Annotated in this window: 7 protein-coding genes; all 7 read right to left on the reverse strand. The window is 69.4% G+C overall.

Annotation, left to right across the window (positions count from 1 at the left end; all coding sequences use genetic code 11):
- Positions 1–159: 159 nt before the first annotated feature.
- The 7 genes from AB1286_RS08700 to AB1286_RS08730 all read right to left on the reverse strand — a co-directional run bounded on the left by AB1286_RS08700 (position 160) and on the right by AB1286_RS08730 (position 20,366).
- The gene (locus AB1286_RS08700; protein WP_430362891.1) at positions 160–1,629 is read right to left on the reverse strand and encodes a YncE family protein; all 1,470 of its coding nucleotides are present in this window, start codon (positions 1,627–1,629) and stop codon (positions 160–162) included.
- Between the two features lie 401 nt (positions 1,630–2,030).
- Entirely contained in the window at positions 2,031–4,235 is a 2,205-nt protein-coding gene (gene scpA / locus AB1286_RS08705; protein WP_430362892.1) for a methylmalonyl-CoA mutase, read from the reverse strand.
- 49 nt (positions 4,236–4,284) lie between these two features.
- The gene (locus AB1286_RS08710) at positions 4,285–4,827 is read right to left on the reverse strand and encodes a VOC family protein (protein ID WP_430362893.1); all 543 of its coding nucleotides are present in this window, start codon (positions 4,825–4,827) and stop codon (positions 4,285–4,287) included.
- Between the two features lie 34 nt (positions 4,828–4,861).
- Positions 4,862–6,121 carry an MFS transporter gene (locus AB1286_RS08715; protein WP_430362894.1) on the reverse strand — a complete coding sequence of 420 codons (1,260 nt, stop codon included), beginning with the start codon at positions 6,119–6,121 and terminating at the stop codon, positions 4,862–4,864.
- 83 nt (positions 6,122–6,204) lie between these two features.
- Positions 6,205–6,681, reverse strand: coding sequence for an avidin/streptavidin family protein (locus AB1286_RS08720; protein ID WP_430362895.1), 477 nt, complete (start codon positions 6,679–6,681; stop codon positions 6,205–6,207).
- 123 nt (positions 6,682–6,804) lie between these two features.
- On the reverse strand, positions 6,805–13,965 hold the full coding sequence (locus AB1286_RS08725; RefSeq protein WP_430362896.1) for an SDR family NAD(P)-dependent oxidoreductase: 7,161 nt from the start codon (positions 13,963–13,965) through the stop codon (positions 6,805–6,807).
- Positions 13,965–20,366, reverse strand: a complete 6,402-nt coding sequence (locus tag AB1286_RS08730) for a type I polyketide synthase (RefSeq protein ID WP_430362897.1) — start codon at positions 20,364–20,366, stop codon at positions 13,965–13,967. Before AB1286_RS08730 ends, AB1286_RS08725 begins: the two co-directional genes overlap by 1 nt.
- Between the last annotated feature and the right edge of the window lie 15 nt (positions 20,367–20,381).

Here is a 20,381-nt window from a genome sequence, read left to right on the forward strand (position 1 = left end):
TAAACGTTTGTTTTTGCACGCATTCCGGAGTGCTTCGACCTCGATTAATTTTATTAAGTAGTGCCAAATAAAGTTATATGAAGGGTCATTTCCCGCCAGCCAAAAAGGGGCGAATCAGGTTCGTATCGCACCAGCTTCGCCCCCTATTTTTGCTCCGGCTCAGTTTGCTTGAATTTGCACCGGCTCGCGGACCTTGCCGTCGGTCTCCGGCGCAATGACGAGGTAGCGGCGCGCGTCGGCCTGTCCCGATGCCGGCGCCGAAACGGCTTGCCGGATTTGGCCGAGCGCATTGACGATGGCCGCGCCCGCCGGATTCGTCGTGAAGCGCGCCAGGATCTCGATCGTGCCGCTGCCGTCGGGGCGATCGGCGAGCCCGAGAACGTAAGGCCGCTTCGGCTGCAACCCGGTCGCCGCCGCTTGCATCACCTGCAAGAGTCCCTGGTCGAACAACGAAACGCTCGTCCGCGCTTCATGCTCGCCCCCGCGCGGCAGCAGTACGATCTGGGCCGCGCGGCCGGCGACGCCGAGCGGCTGTAAGTTCGCCGCACCGTCGCCCTCCGGCACCGCTTCGGGCACGTAGGCGACGGCCTGCGGCGCTTGTCCGATCGGAACGTTCGCCACGACCTTGTTCGTCAGCGTATCGATAGCAGCCATCGCATCGGCATTTTCGAGGCCGACATAGACGCGACTGCCGTCGCCCGAGGGCCAGACGCCGTGCGGCAAGTTGCCGACGGGGATCGTGGCGACCTCGCTGAAGTCGTCCGTCCGGAAGACTTTGACTTCGTTCAAACCGCCGATCGTCACATAGGCGAACGTCCCGTTCGCATTGCGCGCGATGTTGACGTGGTTCGTGATGGGTCCCGTATCGATCGTCTTGAGCAAAGCAAACGGCGGCCGCGCCTCGAACACTTGCGTCTTGCCCACGTCTTTCAACGTGAACCAAACCTGCTTGCCGTCCGGCGTGGCGGCGATGTCGGGGCAAAATGGACTGGCTTGCGCGACCTTGCCGACGATCTTGTGATCGGCCACCGAAATGACCTCGGTCTCGGGATTGAAGGAGGAACAGACGTAACCGTACTGGCCGTCGGGCGAAAAGATCTGCATGCCGGGACCGCCAGGCACCTTAATGCGCAACTTCTCCTCGAACGTGTCCGCATCCAACACCTCGACATAGTCTTCGCCGCGCACAGTCACCCAAACCTCTTTCCCGTCGGGCGTGAAAAACGCTTCGTGCGGCGAACGGCCCACATAGGTCACATGTTTGATCGCATTTGTCTTCGTATCGATGAATGTGACGGAGTTGGAGCCGATCGATACGACCGCGAGCGTTCTGTGGTCGGGCGAGAAGCCCATCCCATGCACGAGCAGTTGGCCTTTATAGAGCGGACTAAAATTCGCCGGCGTCGGATCGCCGAGGCGGATGACGCCGAGCAACCGGTTGTCGGCCGGATCGATGACCGACACGGTATTCGAGAACTGCTCCGCGGCATAGACGCGGTCTCGATGACTGATCGGGATATCGGCGGCGGCGGCCGCACCGGGCGCTTGCCCCGCGAAGACAATCGGCGTGCAAACGAATGTCAGGGCGGCCAGCGCCGCACCGAAAGTGAGTCGTTCGGCTATTTTCATTAGGAATCCTAATCAGTTGTATTAGGTCAACGGGGAAGATGGAATCGATCACCGGCGTGCAGTCGCCTCGACGGGTTGCTGCCCAACCGATCCGTGCTGCGCGCTCGAAGCGCACGACTACGTGGAGGTCAACACGGCCCCGTGTCTTTTATTCCCAGGTCGATCGAAACGAAATCGCCGAGCCGAGCCCCGACGCCCGGTGGGCTAGGGGCACGCGTTGCGACGCATGGCTTCGGGCGCGAATAGATTTGGGAGCACATGTGTTCGCCCCTAGGGCGGCGTCGGGCCGCCCGCCATGGCATCAAGTAGGCCGGCGCGCCCATCAGGATCCGAGCCCTCTCGGGAGGCAATCGGTTCTGCGCCACCCGCTCGCGCGCATTCGGCAGCGCACGCCCTCTCGATTAGCCGGATATCGTCTCGGCAACGGGCGGCGCATCGGTGCGGCCTGCCACCTTAGAATCCGAAGCCCCGCGCGTGGCGAGTTCGGTTTCGATCCGGCGCAGCATCGTCATCGCGAAATCGACGATCGGCGTTCCTGGGCCGAAGATATCAGCGACGCCGAGACGACGCAGTTCCGGATGATCCGAATCGGGAATCACACCGCCGAGAAAGACCGGCAGCCGGTGCGGCAGATGCCGGTCCATGCCGTCCATCAGGGCCGGAATCGAGACCCCGTGTCCAGCCGTCAACGATGAGATGCCGATCGCCTGTACCTGCTCATCGGAGGCGACCCGGACCACTTCCTCGGCAGTCTGGAACAGCGCGCCCGTCACGACCGAAAAGCCGAGATCCTTGAGGGCGCCCGAGACCACGCCGATCCCCCGGTCATGGCCGTCCTGGCCGAGCTTCGCCATCAGAATACGCGGCGGGCCACCGTGCGTGGCCGAGAACCGCGCGATCGCCGCGACAAGCTGTTGCCACCCGGCATCGTTCGCAAACTCACGCTCATAAACGCCTCCGAGCACCTCCGTGCGAACCGAGTACCGGCCCCACACGGCCTCGATCGCGGCCGAGATTTCACCGACCGTCGCGCGAACGCGAGCCGCCTGGATCGCGGCGTCGAGCAGGTTGCGCCGGCCTCGATCGCCCGGCCCGCACGCGGCCGCATCGCGCAACGCGGCCAGCGCGGCGTCGACCTCGCGCTGGCTACGCGTCGCTTTCAGACGCCGCAAGCGTTCGACCTGCTCACTGCGCACCGCGCTGTTGTCGATCCTGCGCACCTCGGTCTCGCCGTCCGGCGTATCGGGCCGGTATTTGTTGACCCCAACGATCACATCCGCATTCGAGTCGATCCGCGCCTGCTTTCGCGAGGCATCGTGGGCGATCTTGCGTTTGGCCCAGCCCGATTCGATCGCAGCGATCACACCGCCGAGCTGTTCGATCTCGTCCATGACCTGCGTGACTTGGGTGACGATATCCTGCGTTAGCGATTCCATCATGTACGACCCGGCCCACGGATCGACCACGCTTGGGATCTGCGTTTCCTCGCGAATGATCAACTGCGTATTGCGCGCGAGTCGCGCCGAAAACTCGCTCGGCAGCGCAATGGCCTCGTCGAGCGAGTTGGTATGCAGCGACTGAGTGCCGCCGAAGACGGCCGCCATTGCCTCGATCGTGGTGCGCACCACGTTGTTGTACGGCTCTTGCCGCGCGAGCGACCACCCCGAGGTCTGACAGTGCGCGCGCAGCATGCGGGAGCGTTCGCTAGCCGGATTGAATTCGCCGACGAGTTGCCACCAGAGCTGGCGGGCCGCGCGCAGCTTCGCGATCTCGAGGTAGAAGTTCATGCCGACCGCGAAGAAGAAGCTGAGTCGGCTCGCGAATTCGTCGAAGGCAAGACCGCGCGCCAGTACGCTCCTCACATACTCGCGCGCGTTGGCGAGCGTGAACGCCAGCTCGACCGTCGGCGACGCGCCCGCCTCATGCATGTGGTAGCCGGAGATCGAAATCGAATTGAACTTCTTGAGGCGGGTCGCGCAGTATTCGATCACGTCGGTGGCGATCCGCATCGACGGGCGCACCGGGTAGATATACGTGTTGCGCACCATGAACTCTTTCAGAATGTCGTTCTGAATCGTTCCGGTCAGCGCGGACTCTGCGACGCCCTGCTCTTCGGCTGCGACGATGAAGCAGGCCATGATCGGCAGCACGGCGCCGTTCATCGTCATCGAGACCGAAATCTTGTCGAGCGGTATGCCGTCGAACAGGACCTTCATGTCTTCCACGGAATCGATCGCGACGCCCGCCATCCCGACATCGGCGGCGACGCGGGGATTGTCCGAGTCGTAGCCGCGATGGGTCGGCAAATCGAAGGCGACCGAGATTCCGTCTACGCCGTCGCGCAGCGCATTGCGATAGAACGCGTTCGACTCCTGCGCGGTTGAAAAGCCCGCGTATTGGCGGATCGTCCATGGACGCGTCGTATACATCGTCTCGTACGGGCCGCGCAAATACGGCGGCGCGCCCGGCAAGGTGTCCTGGAACGGCAGGCCTGCCGTGTCCGCCGCGGTGTACACCGGTTTCAGCGGGATCTGCTCCATCTCGCGCTGGAGCGCGGCGAGGTTCGGCGCCGCTGCCGGCGCGCCCGGATCTCGATTGTCAGACATGGGGGTTCCTCCAGTGAGACTTCGGGTGACGCGAACGCGCCGCTTACGCCTACTGCCGGACACGTTCGTCGCGGGCGTCGTGCTTGGTCGCCGGCACGGGCTCCACGAGTTCGATCAAAACGCCTTCGCCGCCCAGCGGAAACTGTGCGCTGGCGGCCGGATGAATGAAGGCGACGCGCGCCCCGCCGGCGCCGCGCCGAATCCCGCCATCGGCAAAGCGCACGCCTTGCGCGGCCAGCCACGCGACGGCCGCATCGAGGTCGCTAACGGCGAGGCCGATATGGTTGAGCGCCGGGCGAGTCACATCGGGTTTGCGCGCTGGGTCGAGCGGCTGCATCAAGTCGATCTCGACGGCCCCGGCACCCGAACCCGCGATCAGGATGTCCTCGTCCACGTTCTCGGCATCGCTGCGATAGCGCTCGGTCACCAAGAGCCCCAGCAGGTTCACCCAAAGATTCGTCAGGCGCGCCTTGTCGGGACCGCCGATCGCAATGTGGTGCACGCCCAGCACCGTGAACGGCCGCGATGTCTCGTTTGGTGCCGCGGCGGCCCGGTCGGTGTCGTACGGCGCCTTGATCGCTTCCCCGCTCATGGTGTCTCCTTCGTTGCCTTGGGTACGCGCCGTTTCATGGCTGCGCCGAACGTTCGGCGCGCGGGGCGGCCGCCTGGACCGCGATATGAACGCGCGTCGCCGCGCGCCGGGCATAGCGGTTGGCCGCCAGCGTGATGAGCAGCGCGGCCAGTTCGCACAGCCCGCCGATCGCGCCGATGTCCGCCACGGAGACGTACGCGACGATGAGCGAGCCGAGCGCCGCGCCGAGCGCGAAGCCGAGATACGTGAACGACGAATTGAGCGATAGCGAGACCGGCGCGACGTCGAGGCCGGCGATGCCGATCAGCTTGGTCTGCTGGGCCGGGTTGAATGCCCAGCCGGCCGCGCCCCACGCGGCGATCGCGATCAGGATCGCGACGCGCGCATGCGCGGGTTCGAGATGCAGCGCGCTGGCGGTCAGGCTCTCGTACGACAGCATCATCACGGCCAAGCAGACGATCAGTACCTTCCCGCTGCCGAGGCGGTCGATCGCACGGCCGCTGATGAACACGCCAATGCCGGCGAACACGCCGTACAGCAGCAGCACGGCGCCGACTTGCGCGCTGCTGAAGCCGGGGCGGCCCGTCAGGAACGGCGCGAGATACGGGTAGATAGTCCAGATGCCCGCGGCCCATAGGGTCGTGATGAGCAGGGTGACCAGCACGGCGGGCTGCCGCCCGACGGCCACACGCTGCGCGAGCGAGGGCACCAAAAGGTTCGCGCCGATGCCGCGCGGCAAGCCGACCACCACGCCGAGCGTCACGATCGCAGACAGCACGCCGATGCCGGCGAACGTCGCACGCCAGCCGAAGTGGCTGCCGATCCACGCACCGAGCGGCACGCCGAGCGCGACGGCGATCGTGATCCCGCCATGGACGGTCGCGAGCGCGCGCCCCCTGCGCTCGGGCGGCACGAGCGAGCCGGCGAGCGCATTCGCGCTCGGCATGTACAGGCCGGCCGACACGGCCAGCAGCACGCGCGCGGCCAGCAGCGACAGATAGCCGGGCGACGCGCAAGCGGCGAAATTGGCGGCGGTGAAGCACAGCAGCGCGATGATCAGAAAGCGCCGCCGATTGACGCCCGCGCTGACCGTCGTCAGGATCGGCGAGCTGATCGCATAGGAAAGCGAAAAGACGGTGACGAGCTGGCCCGCGGCCGCGAGGCTGATGGACAGATCCTTCGCGATGATCGGCAGCAGCCCCGCGAGCATGAATCCTTCGGTGCCGATCGCGAAGGCGCCCAGCGCCAGAAAATACAGCGATGCGTTCTGTTTCAGTTCGGCGGCTGACGCCATGAAATCGTCTCCCTGCTGATGAATCCGGAAAATGGGCGCGCGCCCGCCTGCCTCTTGCGCGAGCGCGCGCCGGGCGCGTTGCTTCAGCGCGCGGTCGACGGGCTGAACACGTCCTGGCCCGTCTGTACGTGGCTCCACGTGAACTGCGCGTTCGATTGCGCGAAATGCCACAGCGCGGTGATGGTCGGCACCTGGTTCTGCGTGCGGCACAGACCCGACCACGACGTCACCGAGCCGTAGCCGCCCCAGTTCACCGCGAACGACACCAGCGTGACGTTGTCCTGGCCGTTCTGCGCCGGCGCGGTGTTAGTCCAGCCGACCAGCGGGAATTGCTGGCCGCTCGTACCGGACGGCGACCGGTAGGTGCCGGCGATCGCGCCCGTCACCGGATCGACCGACTGGATGTTCATCGTCGAGCCAAGCTGGTTGCCCCACGAGCCGACCAGGCTCGCGCACGACTGCGCGCCGGCGGCCCAAGCCGTCGCCGGCATCATGCCCAGCACGAGAGCGGACGAGGACAGCGCACCAACGGTTGCGAGCGACATGAGCATCTTTTTCACTTTTGCATCTCCTTGGTCATGAATGTGCGGATCGTTTTCCCCGCTGCCGCTCCGCACGGACGGCAACGTTCGCCTGCAATTCGAGTGCGCCCGCCCGTCCCGGCCGGGCACACCGCACTGACATCAAGCCGCCGGCTGGACGAGCGCGAGCCGCGCCAGCACGACGTCGACCACGCTGCGGGGCGCGTCCTTCATGAAGTAATGCCCGCCGTCGATCTCGCGCACGTCGACCGCCCCCGCGAAGTGCCGCCGCCACGCGTCGATCTCGGCGGCGGTGACGACGTGGTCGTGCGTGCCGCCGAGGATCGTCGCGGGGACGGTCAGCGGCGCGCGCGCCGCGTGCGCCTCGTGTGTGTAGGAGTTCAGCAGCGCGATCTCGGCCCGCAGGCTGGGCAGGAAGACGTTCAGCAACTCCCTGTCCGCGAGGACCTGCTCCGGAATGCCGCGCAGGCGCTTCAGCCCTTCGATGAATTCCGCTTCCGGCAGGCCCGCGATGTCGCCGACGGGGTTGTGCAGGTGCGGCGCCGGATACGCGGCCAGGAACAAGTGCTCCGGCGCGGGCGCCCCCGCGTCGCGTAACGCATGTGCGAGACCGAATGCCAGTAGTGCGCCGAGGCTGTGTCCGTAGATCGCGTACGGCGCGTCGAGGCGCGGCAGCAGCACATCGCGCAACGCGTCGACCAGCTCCGGATAAAGGGAATGCGCCGCTTCGGCGTGGCGCGGCGGTCGGCCCGGCAGTTGGAGCGCCTGCAACTCGATCTCGTCGGGCAGGTATCGGACCCAGCCGGAAAACACCGAGCCCAGACCGCCCAGGAACGGGATGCAGAAGATCCGCAGGCGTGGTGCTCGCGACGGTCGCGGCACAAGAAACCACTTGCCCGCGTCCACCGCCGGCGGCGGCACGGCAACGGGCAGCGCCTGCGGCGGCGCGTCGGACGGACGGTCCGATGCGCCGAGCTGCTGCGTCAAGAACTCGGCGAGCGCGTCGACTGTCGGATGACGCCACAGCACCGCGGACGACAGCGGCAAGCCCACTTCGCTCTCGATTCGATTGCGCAGTTCGAGGCCCGTCAGCGAATCCAGCCCGGCCTGCGGAAACGTCATCGTGGGCGTGAGCGCAGCTTCCGACACCCGCAGTACCGCAGCGGCATGTCGGCGCAACAAGGCTTGGATCAGTTCGCGCCGCATTGCCGGCGGCGCAGCCTTCAGGCGCGCCTGCGCCGCGCCGCTGCCGGGTTGCGTAGCGGCGCCGTCGCGCACCATGTCGAAGCGAGGTTGGACCGCCACCGCGGGCGATGCGTCGAGCCAGCGCGCGGCATCGAACGGGAACACGCCGACCACCGGCTCGTCGCGCTTCATCAGCATGCCGAGGTAGCGGTGCGACTCGCCCGTCGTCAGGCTGGCCGCGCCGCGCTCCGCTAGGCGCGCGCCCCGTTCGTCGCTGGCCGCCGCGAGCCCGGCGTCCGAGAACGGCCCCCACTGTAGGCTGAGCGCCGGCAGGCCTTGCGCGCGTCGCCACGCGGCGAGCGCATCGAGGCACGCGTTCGCCGCGGCATAGCTCGTTTGCGACGGCGAAGGCAGCAAGGCCGCCGCCGACGAATAGAGGACGAAATGATCGAGCGCACGCCCGGCGGTCAGCTCGTGCAGGTGCCACGCGGCGTCGGCCTTCGGGGCCAGCACGCGCCGGTATGCGTCAGGCGTCTGGGTGTCGACCAGCCCGTCGTTCAACACGCCGGCCAGGTGATACACGCCGCGCAGCGGGCCGAAATCGGCATCGATCGCGTCCAGCTCGCGGGCAAGGTCCGCGCGCGAGGCCACGTCGATCGCGACCGTCCGCACTTCGGCGCCCTGCCGCCGCAATTGCTCAGCCTGGTCCTGCGCCGCCGCACCCGCGGCCGAGCGCCCCATCAGCACGATCCGCCGCGCGCCGTTCTCGATCAGCCACCGGGCGAGCGCCGCGCCGAGGCCGCCGGTGCCGCCCGTGATCAGGTGCGTGCCGCGCAGCAGCGGCGCGGGCCCGCTCGGCTCGGCGACGAGAAGCCCGGGATCGTGCATGGTCAGTGCGAGCTTGCCGACGTGCTGCGCCGCCGCCATTTGCTGAAACGCCTCGGCGGCGCGAGACACCGGCAGCACCGTGGTGGGCAGCGGTGCGAGCTCGCCCTGCGCGAACGCCGCCAGCACCCGCCGGAACAGCGCGGCGAACTGCTCGGGCCGCTCCCGTTGCAAGCCGCCCAGGTCGATCGCCACGAAGCGCAGCCGCTTCTTGAAGTGGCGCATCGACAGCCGGCCGTCCTCGTAGATGTCGCGCTTGCCCAGTTCGAGGAACCAGCCGTCGGCGGCCAGCACCCGCAGGTTCTGCTCGATCGCCGCACCCGCGAGCGAATTGAGCACGACGTCGACCCCACGCCCGCCGGTTGCATCGAGCGTCGCGCGCTCGAAGGTCGCGTTGCGCGAATCGAACACATGCCGCACGCCGAGCTCGCGCAGCAATTGGCGCTTGGCCTCGCTGCCGGCTGTTGCTATCACTTCCGCGCCGAGCGACAGGGCAAGCTGCACGGCAGCCAGCCCCGTGCCGCCCGTCGCCGAATGGATCAGCACGCGTTGTCCCGCGCGCAACGACGCCACCTCCTTCAGCGCGTACCAAGCGGTCATCGATGCGATCGGCAACGCGGCCGCCTGAGCCGCCGATAGCGTGTCGGGCTGCGGCGCCACGAGCGCCGCGTCGACGCACGCGTGGCTCGCGAAGCAATGCGCACCGATCGCAACGACCCGCTGCCCGACCCGCACATCCGATACGCCTGGGCCAACGCGCGACACGACTCCGGCGCATTCGCTGCCGAGCGAGACGGCGCGCTCGCCGTCGGCGAGGAAGAAGCCCATCGCACGCATCACGTCCGCGAAATTGAGCGCGGCCGCGTCGATTTCGATTTCCACTTCGCCGGCCTGCGGCTCGACGCGCGGCGTCGCCCGCAGCTTCATCGAACCGAGCACGCCCGGCCGGTCGATCTCGACGCGATAGGGTTCGCCGGCCAGCCGGCCGACCGGCTCGCGCTCGTCGCCGAGCGGCCGGCGCGCGAGCCTGCCGACCCAGCGCGCTGCGCGCAGCGCGATTTCCGTTTCGGCGGACCCGCCGGCAAGCTCGTCGGCCAGCCGATCCGCCTGCATGTGTGCATCGCTTGCATCGACGTCGATGCAACGCATGCGCCATTGCGCATGCTCTGCCGAAAGCGCGCGCGCCAGGCCCCAGAGGCCGGCATCGCCAAGCGCTGCGCGGGCCGGCGCACACTGGCCGGCGACGGCCTGCGCGCCGGCCGAGACGAAGCTCAAGCGCGGCGCCTCGCGGCCTTCGAATGCGGCAAGCACGGCCTGTACGAGGCCAAGCGCATCGATGCTCGCCCGGATCGTCGGCTCGCCGTCGTCGTCGCCCGCGAGCGCACGCTCGACGCTCTCGCCGATCCAAACAATCGAGCGCGTCCCGTGCCCCTCCGACTCCGCCCATGCGCGCAGGACGGTTGCCGGAAACGGCGTCCCGTCGCCGGGCGTCCAGCGCAGCAGCGCAGCGCCGCCGAGACGCGCCTGTAGCCGCTCAAGCCAGGCGACCGTTGCGTCGCGGCAAGCGGCGACGATCAACCAGTCGGATGGTTCGGCTTGGGCGTCGGCCGGCAACGGCTGCTCGATCCATGCCTGGCCGTGCAGCCAGCGGCCCTGCGCGGGCAGCGCCGCATCGGCGCGATCGGGACTCAGCGCGCGCAGCCCGACGATCCGCGCGACCACACGGCCTGCCGCATCCCACACGACCAGATCGGCAGTCGATGCATCGCCGTCGAGCATGCGCACCCCATGCACCCAAGCGGGCGTGCCCGCGCCGGCGGCGATTGTCACCCGCTCGACGGAGACCGGCACCCGGGCCGGCTCGCCGTGCCGGCAGCCGAGCCACGCAAGCCCATGCAGGCAGGCATCGAGGCTGAATGCGTCCGGCTGTGCGGCGCCGCCGTCGGCCAGCTGCGCGACGAACGCGTCGTCAGCCCACCAGAGCCGCTCGACGCAACGGAACCGCGGGCCATATTGCAGCCCCATCCCGTCGAGCGCGTCATACAGCGTCGCGCCGTCCACCTCGTCGCGCATACGCGCCTGCACGTCGGCCAATCCTGACTGGGCGCCGTCATCCGCCGCGCCGCTTAGACAGGCCACGCGGCCGCCCGCATGCTCGACCCAGCGGTCGTCGCGCTCGCTGTCGCGGCTGCTCACGCGCCAGCCGGCCGTGTCGGGCGACTCGTCGACCAGCACGAGTTGTACAGGCCTCGGCTCGGTGGCGTCATCGGACAATGCAAGCACCTGTCGGAACACGACATCGGTGACCGCCAGATCCTGCTCCGGCCAGCGCACCTGCGCGGCCTGCAACGCCAGCCGCAGGAACCCCGTGCCCGGCAGCAGCGCGCTGCCGTCGACGCGATGCTGCGCGACGAGCGGATGCCCGATGCTTAGCCCACCGTCCGCCACCATGGTGCCGGCCTGGCCCGCGATCGCACGCGCGGCGCCGAGGATCGCATCGGTATGTCCGTCCGCGCCCGCCGCACGCCGATAGGCGGGCAGCGGAAACTCGACATGCTCCCAGCTGCGCGGCGGGATTTCAGCGACCCGGCCGGGCGCGCGCTCGACGTCGAAACGCGCACCGTGCGCGAACAGCCGGCCCGCGGCCAAGCGCGCCGTGCGTTCCTGCGGCGCGTCGTCGTTCATTGCGCACGCAACGCAGCCGTCGATGCCCGCCTGCGCCAGCGCATCCTCGATGGAAGCGCTCAGCGCCGGACGGGGGGAAATTTCCAGGAACAGCCGATAGCCGCGCGCGATCAGTTTTTCGAGCGTCGGGTAGAGCAGCACGGGTTGCCGGAGATTGGCGGCCCAGTACTCGGGCGTGAGCGTCGCGCCGTCGATCTCGTCGGCCGTCACCGTCGAATACAGCGGGATCTGAGCCGCCCGCGGCGAGATACCGGCCACCCCGGCCTTCAGCGGCGCGAGCAAGGGCTCCATGAACGCGCTGTGCGACGCATAGTCGACCCGCAGCCTGCGGCAAAACACGCCGCGCGCCTGCCACGCGCCGACGAGCGCGTCGATCTCGGCTTCCTCGCCGGACACGAGCGTCGATGCGGGACCGTTGTAGGCAGCGACGGTTACGGCGCGGCCCTCGGCCGCGATCTGCGCCTCAACCTGCGCGCGGCTCATCGCAAGCATCGCCATCGCGCCGCCCTTCGCCGTGACGCCGAGACGGCTGCGCTCGCACATAATGCGCGCGGCATCGTCGATCGACAGCGCGCCGGCAACAGCCGCCGCGCTCACTTCGCCCATGCTCTGCCCGACGACCGCGTCGAAGCGCACGCCGAGCGCACGCATATGGGCGGCCAGCGCAACCGCGACCGAGAACAGCAACGGCTGGACGGTCGCCACGTCGAGCGCCGCGAAGGCCGCTTCGCCGGCGGCAAGCGCGTCGTGCATCGCGCGCCCCGAATGGCGCTCGACCGCCTGCGCGCATTCGTCGAACGCACGGGCGAACGCGGGGCTCGTCGCCATCAGCTCGCGCCCCATCCCAACCCATTGCGCGCCTTGCCCTGCAAACACCGCGACGACGCCGCACTCGCCGGGCAGCCGCTCGCCGCGCACGACCTCCGTGGGCGCCGCGCCGTCCGCGAACGCGTTCAGCTGCGCCGCGAGTTCGGCGGCGTCGCTCCCCGCGACTGCGATGCGCAGCGCGCCGGGATTGCGCCGCGCGCGCGCCGTGTAACAGAGCTCGCGCCACTGCGCGGGCGCAGCGGCGAGGCGGCGCGCGAAGCGCCGCGCCTGGTCGCGCAACCCCGCCTCCGAGGCTGCGCTCAAGAACACGGCATCGACTTCGCCGGGCAGGAGCACCGAGGCCTCGGCGGGCGGCGGCTGCTCAATGAGCGCGTGCGCGTTCGTGCCGCTGAAGCCGAAGGAGCTGACGCCCGCAATGCGGCTCCCGGACGGGTTGAGCGGAAACGGCGTCGGCGCCGTCGGCACTTGTAGCCGCTCGGCTTCCCAGTCGAAATGCGGATTGAGTCCGTTTAGATGCAGGTTCGGTGGAATCGTCGCGTGCCGCAGCGCGAGCATCGCGCGCAGCAGGCCGGCCAGCCCCGCGCCCGCTTCGAGATGCCCGATGTTGGTCTTCGCGGAGCCGACCCACAGCGGCGACGCGCGATCGATGCCATAGGCTGCCGCCGCAGCGGAGAGCTCGATCGGATCGCCAAGCTCGGTCCCGGTGCCGTGCGCCTCCAGATAGCCGACGTCGCTCGGGTTCAGCTTCGCGCGCGACAAGCACCCGCGCAGCAGCTCGGTCTGCGCGAGTCCGTTCGGCGCGGTCAGCCCGTTGCTACGGCCGTCCTGGTTTAGCGCCGTCTCGCGCACCGAAGCGAGGATCCGGTCGCCGTCGCGCAGCGCGTCGCTCAGGCGCTTCAGAACCAGCACGACGCAACCTTCGCCGCGCACGTAGCCATCAGCGTCCGCCGAAAACGCGCGGCACCGGCCGCTCGGCGACAGCGCATTGAGCTTCGCTAGCGCCACCGAGGATTCCGGGCCGGCACTCACATGCACGCCGCCCGCAAGCGCAATGCGCGTCTCGCCCTTGCGCAGCGCCTGGCATGCCAGGTGGAGCGCGACCAGCGACGACGAGCAGGCAGTATCGATACTGAGCGCCGGCCCCTGGAACCCGAACGTGTAGGCGAGCCGCCCGGACGCAGTCGCGAGCGACGCACCGGTTGCGGAGTAGGTGTCGGCGGACTCGGTCGCGAACCGATGCACGAAATCGTTCGCGCAGATCCCGACGTAGACGGCTGTGTCGCTGCCGCGCAAGCCGTCGATGTCCAGCCCCGCGTGGTCGAGCGCTTCGTACGACACTTCGAGCAGTTGCCGCTGCTGCGGCTCCATGCGCTCCGCCTCCCGTGCGGAAAGGCCGAACGCAGTGGGATCGAAAAGGTCCGCGCCGTCCAGCACGGCCATCGCGTCGCTGTAGACCTTGCCCGCCGCATTGCGATTCCGGTCGACGAGGCCCGGGGCGTTCCAGCGGGCCTGCGGCAGTCCCGACACAGCATCGCCGCCGCTTGCCAGCAACGCCCAGTAACTGTCGAGATCGACGACGCCGCCCGGCAGCCGGCAAGCCGCCCCGACGATCGCGATCGGCTCCGAGCGCTCGCGCTCGACCGCCTCCAGCTTGAGCCGGCTGCGTTCGAGCGCCGACAGCGCGCGCAACAGCGGAGAATCAGCACCCGATACCGTCATCACAGATGTCCTTCCAATGCAGAGATTTCCCGTTCTAGCCGGGCGACCAGTTCGTCCGCGGACAGCTCGGTCCGCTCGGCCGGCGCGGCCTCGGCCTGCTCATCGCGGCGCGCGGCTGGCGCCGATGCGGCCGCTGCGACCGTCTTGCCCGACTCGTCCGCCAACGCGGCGAGATGCGCGGCGAGCGCCTCGATGCTCGGGTAGTCGAACGCGATCGTCGGCGCAAGACGCCGCCCTGTGAGCGCGCATAGCTCGTTGCGCAGCTCCATCGCCATCAGCGAATCGAGGCCCAGGTCGCGCAACGACATCTGCACGTCGAGCCGCGTCGACGACCGAGTGCCCGTCACCTTGCGCACCGCCTGCTCGACCAGCGTGCGCGGATCGACGTCGCGTCCCGGCATGGCGGCCGCCGGCAACGGCGCGGCCGCAGAATTGCCCACGTCCGCCAGCAGCGACGGGCGCACGGCGCGCACTTGCGCGACCTTCGCCCAGTCGGCCGCGATCACCGCGACCTGGCTATCGGGCGCATTTAGCAGCCGCGCGAGGCTGGCCATGCCGCTCGCCGGTTTCAGCAGAAGCTGGCCTTGCGCGCGCAGCCGGCCCAACGCGGCGGCCTCCATCGAGCCCGCCATGCCCGCCCCGCTCCAGCCGCCCCAATTGACGGCGAGGCCCGGAAGGCCGAGGCGGCGGCGGTACTGGACCAGCGCGTCGAGATAGCCGTTGGCCGCTGCGTAGTTGCCCTGGCCCGCTGAACCGAGCGCCGACGCGATCGACGAGTAGACGACGAAGAAGTCCAACGGCGCCCGAGCAGTCCGCTCGTGTATCAAGCGCGCACCGTCCGCCTTGGGCGCGATCACGCGGACGTAGCGCGGCTCGTCGAGCGCGCTCAGCGGCGCGTCGTCGAGCGTGCCGGCGGCGTGCAGCACGCCCCGCAGCGGCGGCCAGCCGTCCGCGAGCGCGGCGAATACGCTGTCGACATCCGCCTCGATGCCGACGTCGGCAGGCATCCAGCCGCACCGCACACCGCGCGCCGACAGGCGTTCGAGCAGCGCGTCGAGCGCTGCGCTGCGGGTACGGGAAGCGAGCATCAGGTGCCGGGCGCCGCGCTCGACGAGCCATTGCGCGGCGTCACGGCCGAGCGCGCCGCTGGCGCCGGTGACGAGGTAGGTCGCGCCGGCCGGCAACGCATCGGCGTCATCGTCGGCGATGCGAAGCACGACCTTGCCCACGTGACGGCCCTGAGCCATCGTGCGGAACGCCGTGCGCGCGCCGTGCAGCGGATGGAGCGTGCGCGGCAGCGGCTGCAACTCGCCGCGCGCGAACATCGCCTGTAGTTCACCGAACAGCGCTTCGATCCGCTCGCCCGGCACGTCGGCGATGTCGAACGGCAGATAGCGTGCGCCCGGACGATATGCGGCGACGCGCTCGGGCTGCCAGATCTCCGCCTTGCCCATCTCCAAGAAGACGCCCGACGGGCCGAGTGCACGCAGGCTTTCCGGGATGAAGTCGCCGGTCAGCGCGTTGAGCACGGCGTCGACGCCCTGGCCGCCGGTTCTCGTGAGAATCTCGTCGGCAAAACCCAGGCTGCGCGAATCGAAGCGATGCTCGACGCCCAGCCGCTCCAGCATGGAGCGCTTGCCCGCGCTCGCGGTAGCGAACACTTGCAGGCCCATCCGTTGCGCGAGCTGAACCGCCGCGAGGCCGACGCCCGTGGCGGCGGCGTGAATCAGGATGCGCTGTCCGCGCGCGAGACCGCCGAGCGTCGTCAGCGCGTAGTGCGCGGTCAAGAAAGCGACGGGCACGGTGGCCGCCGCGTCGAACGACCAGTCGTCGGGCATCCGCGCCACGTAGCGAGCGTCGACAACCGCATGCGACGCGAAGCTCCCGTCGGCCATCGCCATGACGCGGTCGCCGACTCGCAGCGTCGTCACGCCCTCGCCGATCGCAGTAACCACGCCACTCAGCTCGCCGCCGATTCCGCTCGCGCTGACCGGCAGTTTCCCGAGCACGCGCAATACGTCGCGGAAATTGAGGCCGGCGGCGCGCACCGCGATCGCGACCTCGCCGCGTCCCGGCTGCGGCGTCTCGCAGGCAACCAGCGCCAGCGACTCCAGCCGGCCGTCGGCCGCCGCCGCGAGCCGGTATGACGCCGCGGACGGCAAGGCCAAGCGGTCGTCGCCGGCGGCCACGCGCAGCCGCAACGCATAGCGGCGCGCACGCAGGCAGACATCGGTCTCGCCGTCGGCGCGCCATAGCTCCGGCCACAGCGCGTCCGCCGCCGCGTCGTCGGGCAGGCCGCGCGCCAGGTCGACATTGGTGCAGCGCAGGTCCGGGTACTCGATCGCGAGCGTGCGACCCAGCGCCGCGATCGCGCCAGCCGCCGGCACGCCCGGCTCCGGATCGTCGGCCGGCGACCATGCGCCCGCAGTCACGAGCCAGAGCTTGAACTTCGGCGCCAGCGGCGCAGCGGCGAGTACGCCGGCCAATGCGCCGACGCGCGCGGCCACGCCGGCGATTGCCGTGCTGCCCGCCGCGACGTCTAGCTCCGGCACGACGCGCAGCGCACCCCGCAACGGACCGGGCGCCTCGCGCAATGCCGCGGCGATCTCGTCGCGCCCCGCCGCCTCGTCGAGGCGCATGAGCGTCACGCCGGCACCGCCGCGCGCGAACCTTGCCTCGAGCGCGGCGCAGCGCGCGGGCGTGCCGACGAACAACCAGACGCCCGCCGGATCCTCCGACCCAACGGCTGCGTCGACCGGCGTCCATTCGATCGCGTGCTCGGTCGGCTCCGCCCCCTCGGGTGCCGCATCGAGCGCCGGCTGCGCGAGGCGACGCAGCGTCATGCCGCGTACCTCCATCACCGGCGCGTCGTCGTCTGAGAAGAGGCGCAGCGTCGCGCGGATCGTGTCCGGCTGCGCATCGCTATCGCGGTCCAGCCAGACGGCCACGCGCGACGCGGCAAACGGCCGGGCGTCGCGCGACAGTACGACCTCGTCGAACGCTAGCGGAACAAAGGCTCCGTCGCGCTGCTGATAGACGAGGCATGCGGCGGTCGTCTGGAGCGCGGCGTCGAGCAGGCCGGGATGCACCGCAAGCCCGTTCGTCGTCCCTTGGTCAACCAAGGTCGCCTCGGCGCGACGCGCGCCGTGGCGCACGTCGGCAAGCGCTTGAAAACTGCCGCCGTAGACCAACCCGCGCTGTGCAAATTGCGCGCGCAGCGCATCACCGCTCAGTTGCCCGACGAGCGCGTCGTCATCGGCCGCGAACGGCGGCGCGCCGGTTTCCTGCGCGACCGGCGCCAGTTCTCCGCTCGCATGCTCGGTCCAACCCGCACCGGCGCACGCGGCATCGCCTCGACTGTGAATCGCGAAGCGCCGCGCACCGTTCGCCTGCGCGGAGACGACCAGCTGGATCACGCGAGTCTCATCTTCCGCGAGGCGCAGCGGCGCGCTCAAGACCACATCGCGCACGCCGGTCGCGACCCCGTCGCCAAGCGCATCGCACGCTTCGAGCGCGAGGCTCAGGTAGAAGCTGCCCGGCACGAGAATCGCGCCGGACAGCCGATGATCGCGCAAGAACGCGTGGCTGCGCGCGCTGCAACGCTGCTCGAACACGATCGTGCCATCCGCGACATCCACGCGCGCGCCGAGCCCGGACGCTGCGATGCCGACGGCACCGCCTGAGGTCTCGGCATCGTCCGGTTCGACCCAATAGCGCTTACGTTGGAACGGATAGGTCGGCAACGCGACCTTAACCGGCTGCTCGCCGCGATGCAGCGACGCCCAGTTGAGTGCCGCGCCGCGCACGTACAGCGCCGCCGCACTCTCCAGCATCTGCTCCACCTCCCCGCGCCCCGGACGCAGGCTCGCCAGCGACACTACTTCGCTGTCCGGCGCGAGCGTCTGCCGCGCCAGCACCGTCAGCGTCGGACGCGCCCCGATCTCCAGCACCACGTCCACGCCCTGCTCCGCCAGCGCCTCGATCCCAACGCCGAACCGCACCGGCGCACGCGTGTGCTCCACCCAGTACCCCGCCGTCGCCACTTCCGCACCCGCCACCGCACCGCTCACGTTCGACACCAGCGACAGCTGCGGCGCCGACAGTGGCGTCGCCTTCAGCACCTGCTCGTACGCCTCCAGCATCGGCTCCACCAGCGGCGAGTGAAACGCGTGCGAGCCCGGCAGCAACTCCGTGCGCACACCTTCCTGCGCCAGCTGCGCACGCAGCGCCTCGATCTGCGCCAACGGCCCCGCCACCACCTGCTGCGACGGCCCGTTCAGCGCAGCCAGCACTAGCGCGACTCCCTGCTTCGCCAGCCGCTCGCGCAGCGGCGCCTCCTCCAGCATCACCGACAGCATCGCCCCGCCTTCGCAACGGCTCATCATCAGCCGTCCGCGGCTCGCCACCAGCTTCAGCCCAGCCTCAAGCGTCAGCACGCACGCCGCCTGCGCCGCCATGTACTCGCCCAGGCTATGTCCCATCACCACCTGCGGCGTCACGCCCCAGCTCTCCCACGTCCGGCGCAGCGCATATCCCAACGCGAACAGCGCCGGCTGCGTGTAATCCGTACGATCCAGCAGCGCCGTCGATGCCCCGTACAGCACCTCCAGCAGCCCCACTTCCAACTCGCTTTCCAGCAGGCTCGCGCATTCGTCCAGCGCCGCACGGAACACCGGCTCGCGCTCATAAAGCTCGCGCCCCATGCCCGCGTATTGCGAGCCCTGGCCCGTGAACAACATCGCCACTCGCGGCCGGCGGTTCCGATACACCCCACGCAACAGCGCCGGCTGCTCGCCGCCCTCGCCGAACGCGCGCAGCCTCGACGCCAACTCCGCCCGGTCGCGCACCACCCACGCCGCACGTTGCTCGAACGCGCTGCGACCGGTGTTTGCCGTGTAGCAGATCGACGCCAGATCCGCCGAGCCCTGCTCGACGAACGAGGCATAACGCGTGGACAGCGCACGCAACGCTTCCTCGCTGCGTGCCGACAACGTCAGCACTTGCGCGCCGCGCCCCGCCACCGCCGCTTCGCGCGTCACCTCCGGCGCCGATTCCAAAATCGCGTGCGCATTCGTACCGCTGAAGCCGAACGAACTCACGCCGATCATCTTCAGCGGCACGTCGTTTTCCGTCAGGCGCGTCGGTACCGCGAGTCCGCTGCCGGTCCAGTCGAAGCGGGGGTTCGGATTCGTGAAGTTGAGGCTCGCCGGTACCTGCTGGTGTTGCAGCATCAACACCGACTTGATCAGCCCCGCGATCCCCGCGGCGGCTTCCAGATGGCCGATGTTGGTTTTCACCGAGCCGACCAGCAACGGCCGCTGCGCGGCGCGCCCGCGCCCGTACACCTTCGACAGCGCGGCCAGCTCGATCGGGTCGCCGAGCGGCGTGCCCGTGCCGTGCGCCTCGACATAGCCGATCGCGTCGGCCTCGACGCCGGCATCCTTCAACGCGGCTTCCAGCAGCCGCTCCTGCGCCCGGCCGTTCGGCACGGTCAACCCGCTGCTCGCGCCGTCATGGTTGATGGCCGTACCGCGAATCACGGCCAGGATTCGGTCGCCGTTCGCGCGCGCGTCGTCGAGGCGCTTCAGCACGATTACCCCGGCCCCTTCGCCGCGCAAATAGCCGTCGGCCGCCGCGTCGAACGTATGGCAGCGGCCGGTTGGCGACAGTGCCCGGATCTTGCAGCAGAACACCGTGGACAGCGCCGACAGCATCAGCGCGACGCCGCCCGCGAGTGCCATGTCGCATTCGCCCATCCGCAAGCTCTGGCACGCCTCGTGGACCGCGACCAGGCTCGCCGAGCACGCTGTGTCGACGAGCATCGTCGGCCCCTCGACACCGAGCACGTAAGCGAGCCGGCCCGCCGCGATGCTCGGCGTGTTGCCGAGCCCCGCATACGCATCGACGCGCCGCGGGTCGCGGCCGAACGCGAGCCGCTCGTAATCGTGCCAGCTCACGCCCATGAAGACGCCGCACGATGCTCCCCGCACCGCGCTCGGCGCGATCCCGGCATGCTCGAGCGCTTCCCAGCCCACTTCGAGCAACAGCCGCTGCTGAGGATCGAGGGACACGGCCTCGCGCTCCGAGATGCCGAAGAACGCCGGGTCGAAGCCGTCCACCGCGTCGAGGAAGCCGCCGCGCCGCACGTACATCTTGCCCGGCGCCTCCGGATCGGGATCGAAGAAGTGCTCGACGTCCCAGCGGTCCGCCGGAATCTCCGTCGTTACGTCCCGGCCGTTCGACAGCACGTCCCAGAACGCATCCGGGCCCGCGACGTCGTGCGGAAAGCGGCAGCCGATGCCGACGATCGCGAGCGGCTGGCGCTGGGCCCGCTCGAGTGCCTCGACCCGCTCCCGCGCGAGCTTGAGCGCCTGCGCGATCCGTTGCTGCGTTGTAGTCACCAAGATGCCCCCATG

It is taken from the genome of Trinickia sp. NRRL B-1857 (assembly GCF_050470685.1).
In the GTDB taxonomy this organism is placed as follows: Bacteria; Pseudomonadota; Gammaproteobacteria; order Burkholderiales; family Burkholderiaceae; genus Trinickia.

Bases quoted from the DNA above. Each gene is read 5' to 3' on its own strand.
- AB1286_RS08710 (WP_430362893.1), bottom strand. From the start codon at position 4,827: ATGAGCGGGGAAGCGATCAAGGCGCCGTACGACACCGACCGGGCCGCC.
- AB1286_RS08725 (WP_430362896.1), bottom strand. From the start codon at position 13,965: ATGACGGTATCGGGTGCTGATTCTCCGCTGTTGCGCGCGCTGTCGGCG.
- AB1286_RS08700 (WP_430362891.1), bottom strand. From the start codon at position 1,629: ATGAAAATAGCCGAACGACTCACTTTCGGTGCGGCGCTGGCCGCCCTG.
- AB1286_RS08715 (WP_430362894.1), bottom strand. From the start codon at position 6,121: ATGGCGTCAGCCGCCGAACTGAAACAGAACGCATCGCTGTATTTTCTG.
- scpA (WP_430362892.1), bottom strand. From the start codon at position 4,235: ATGTCTGACAATCGAGATCCGGGCGCGCCGGCAGCGGCGCCGAACCTC.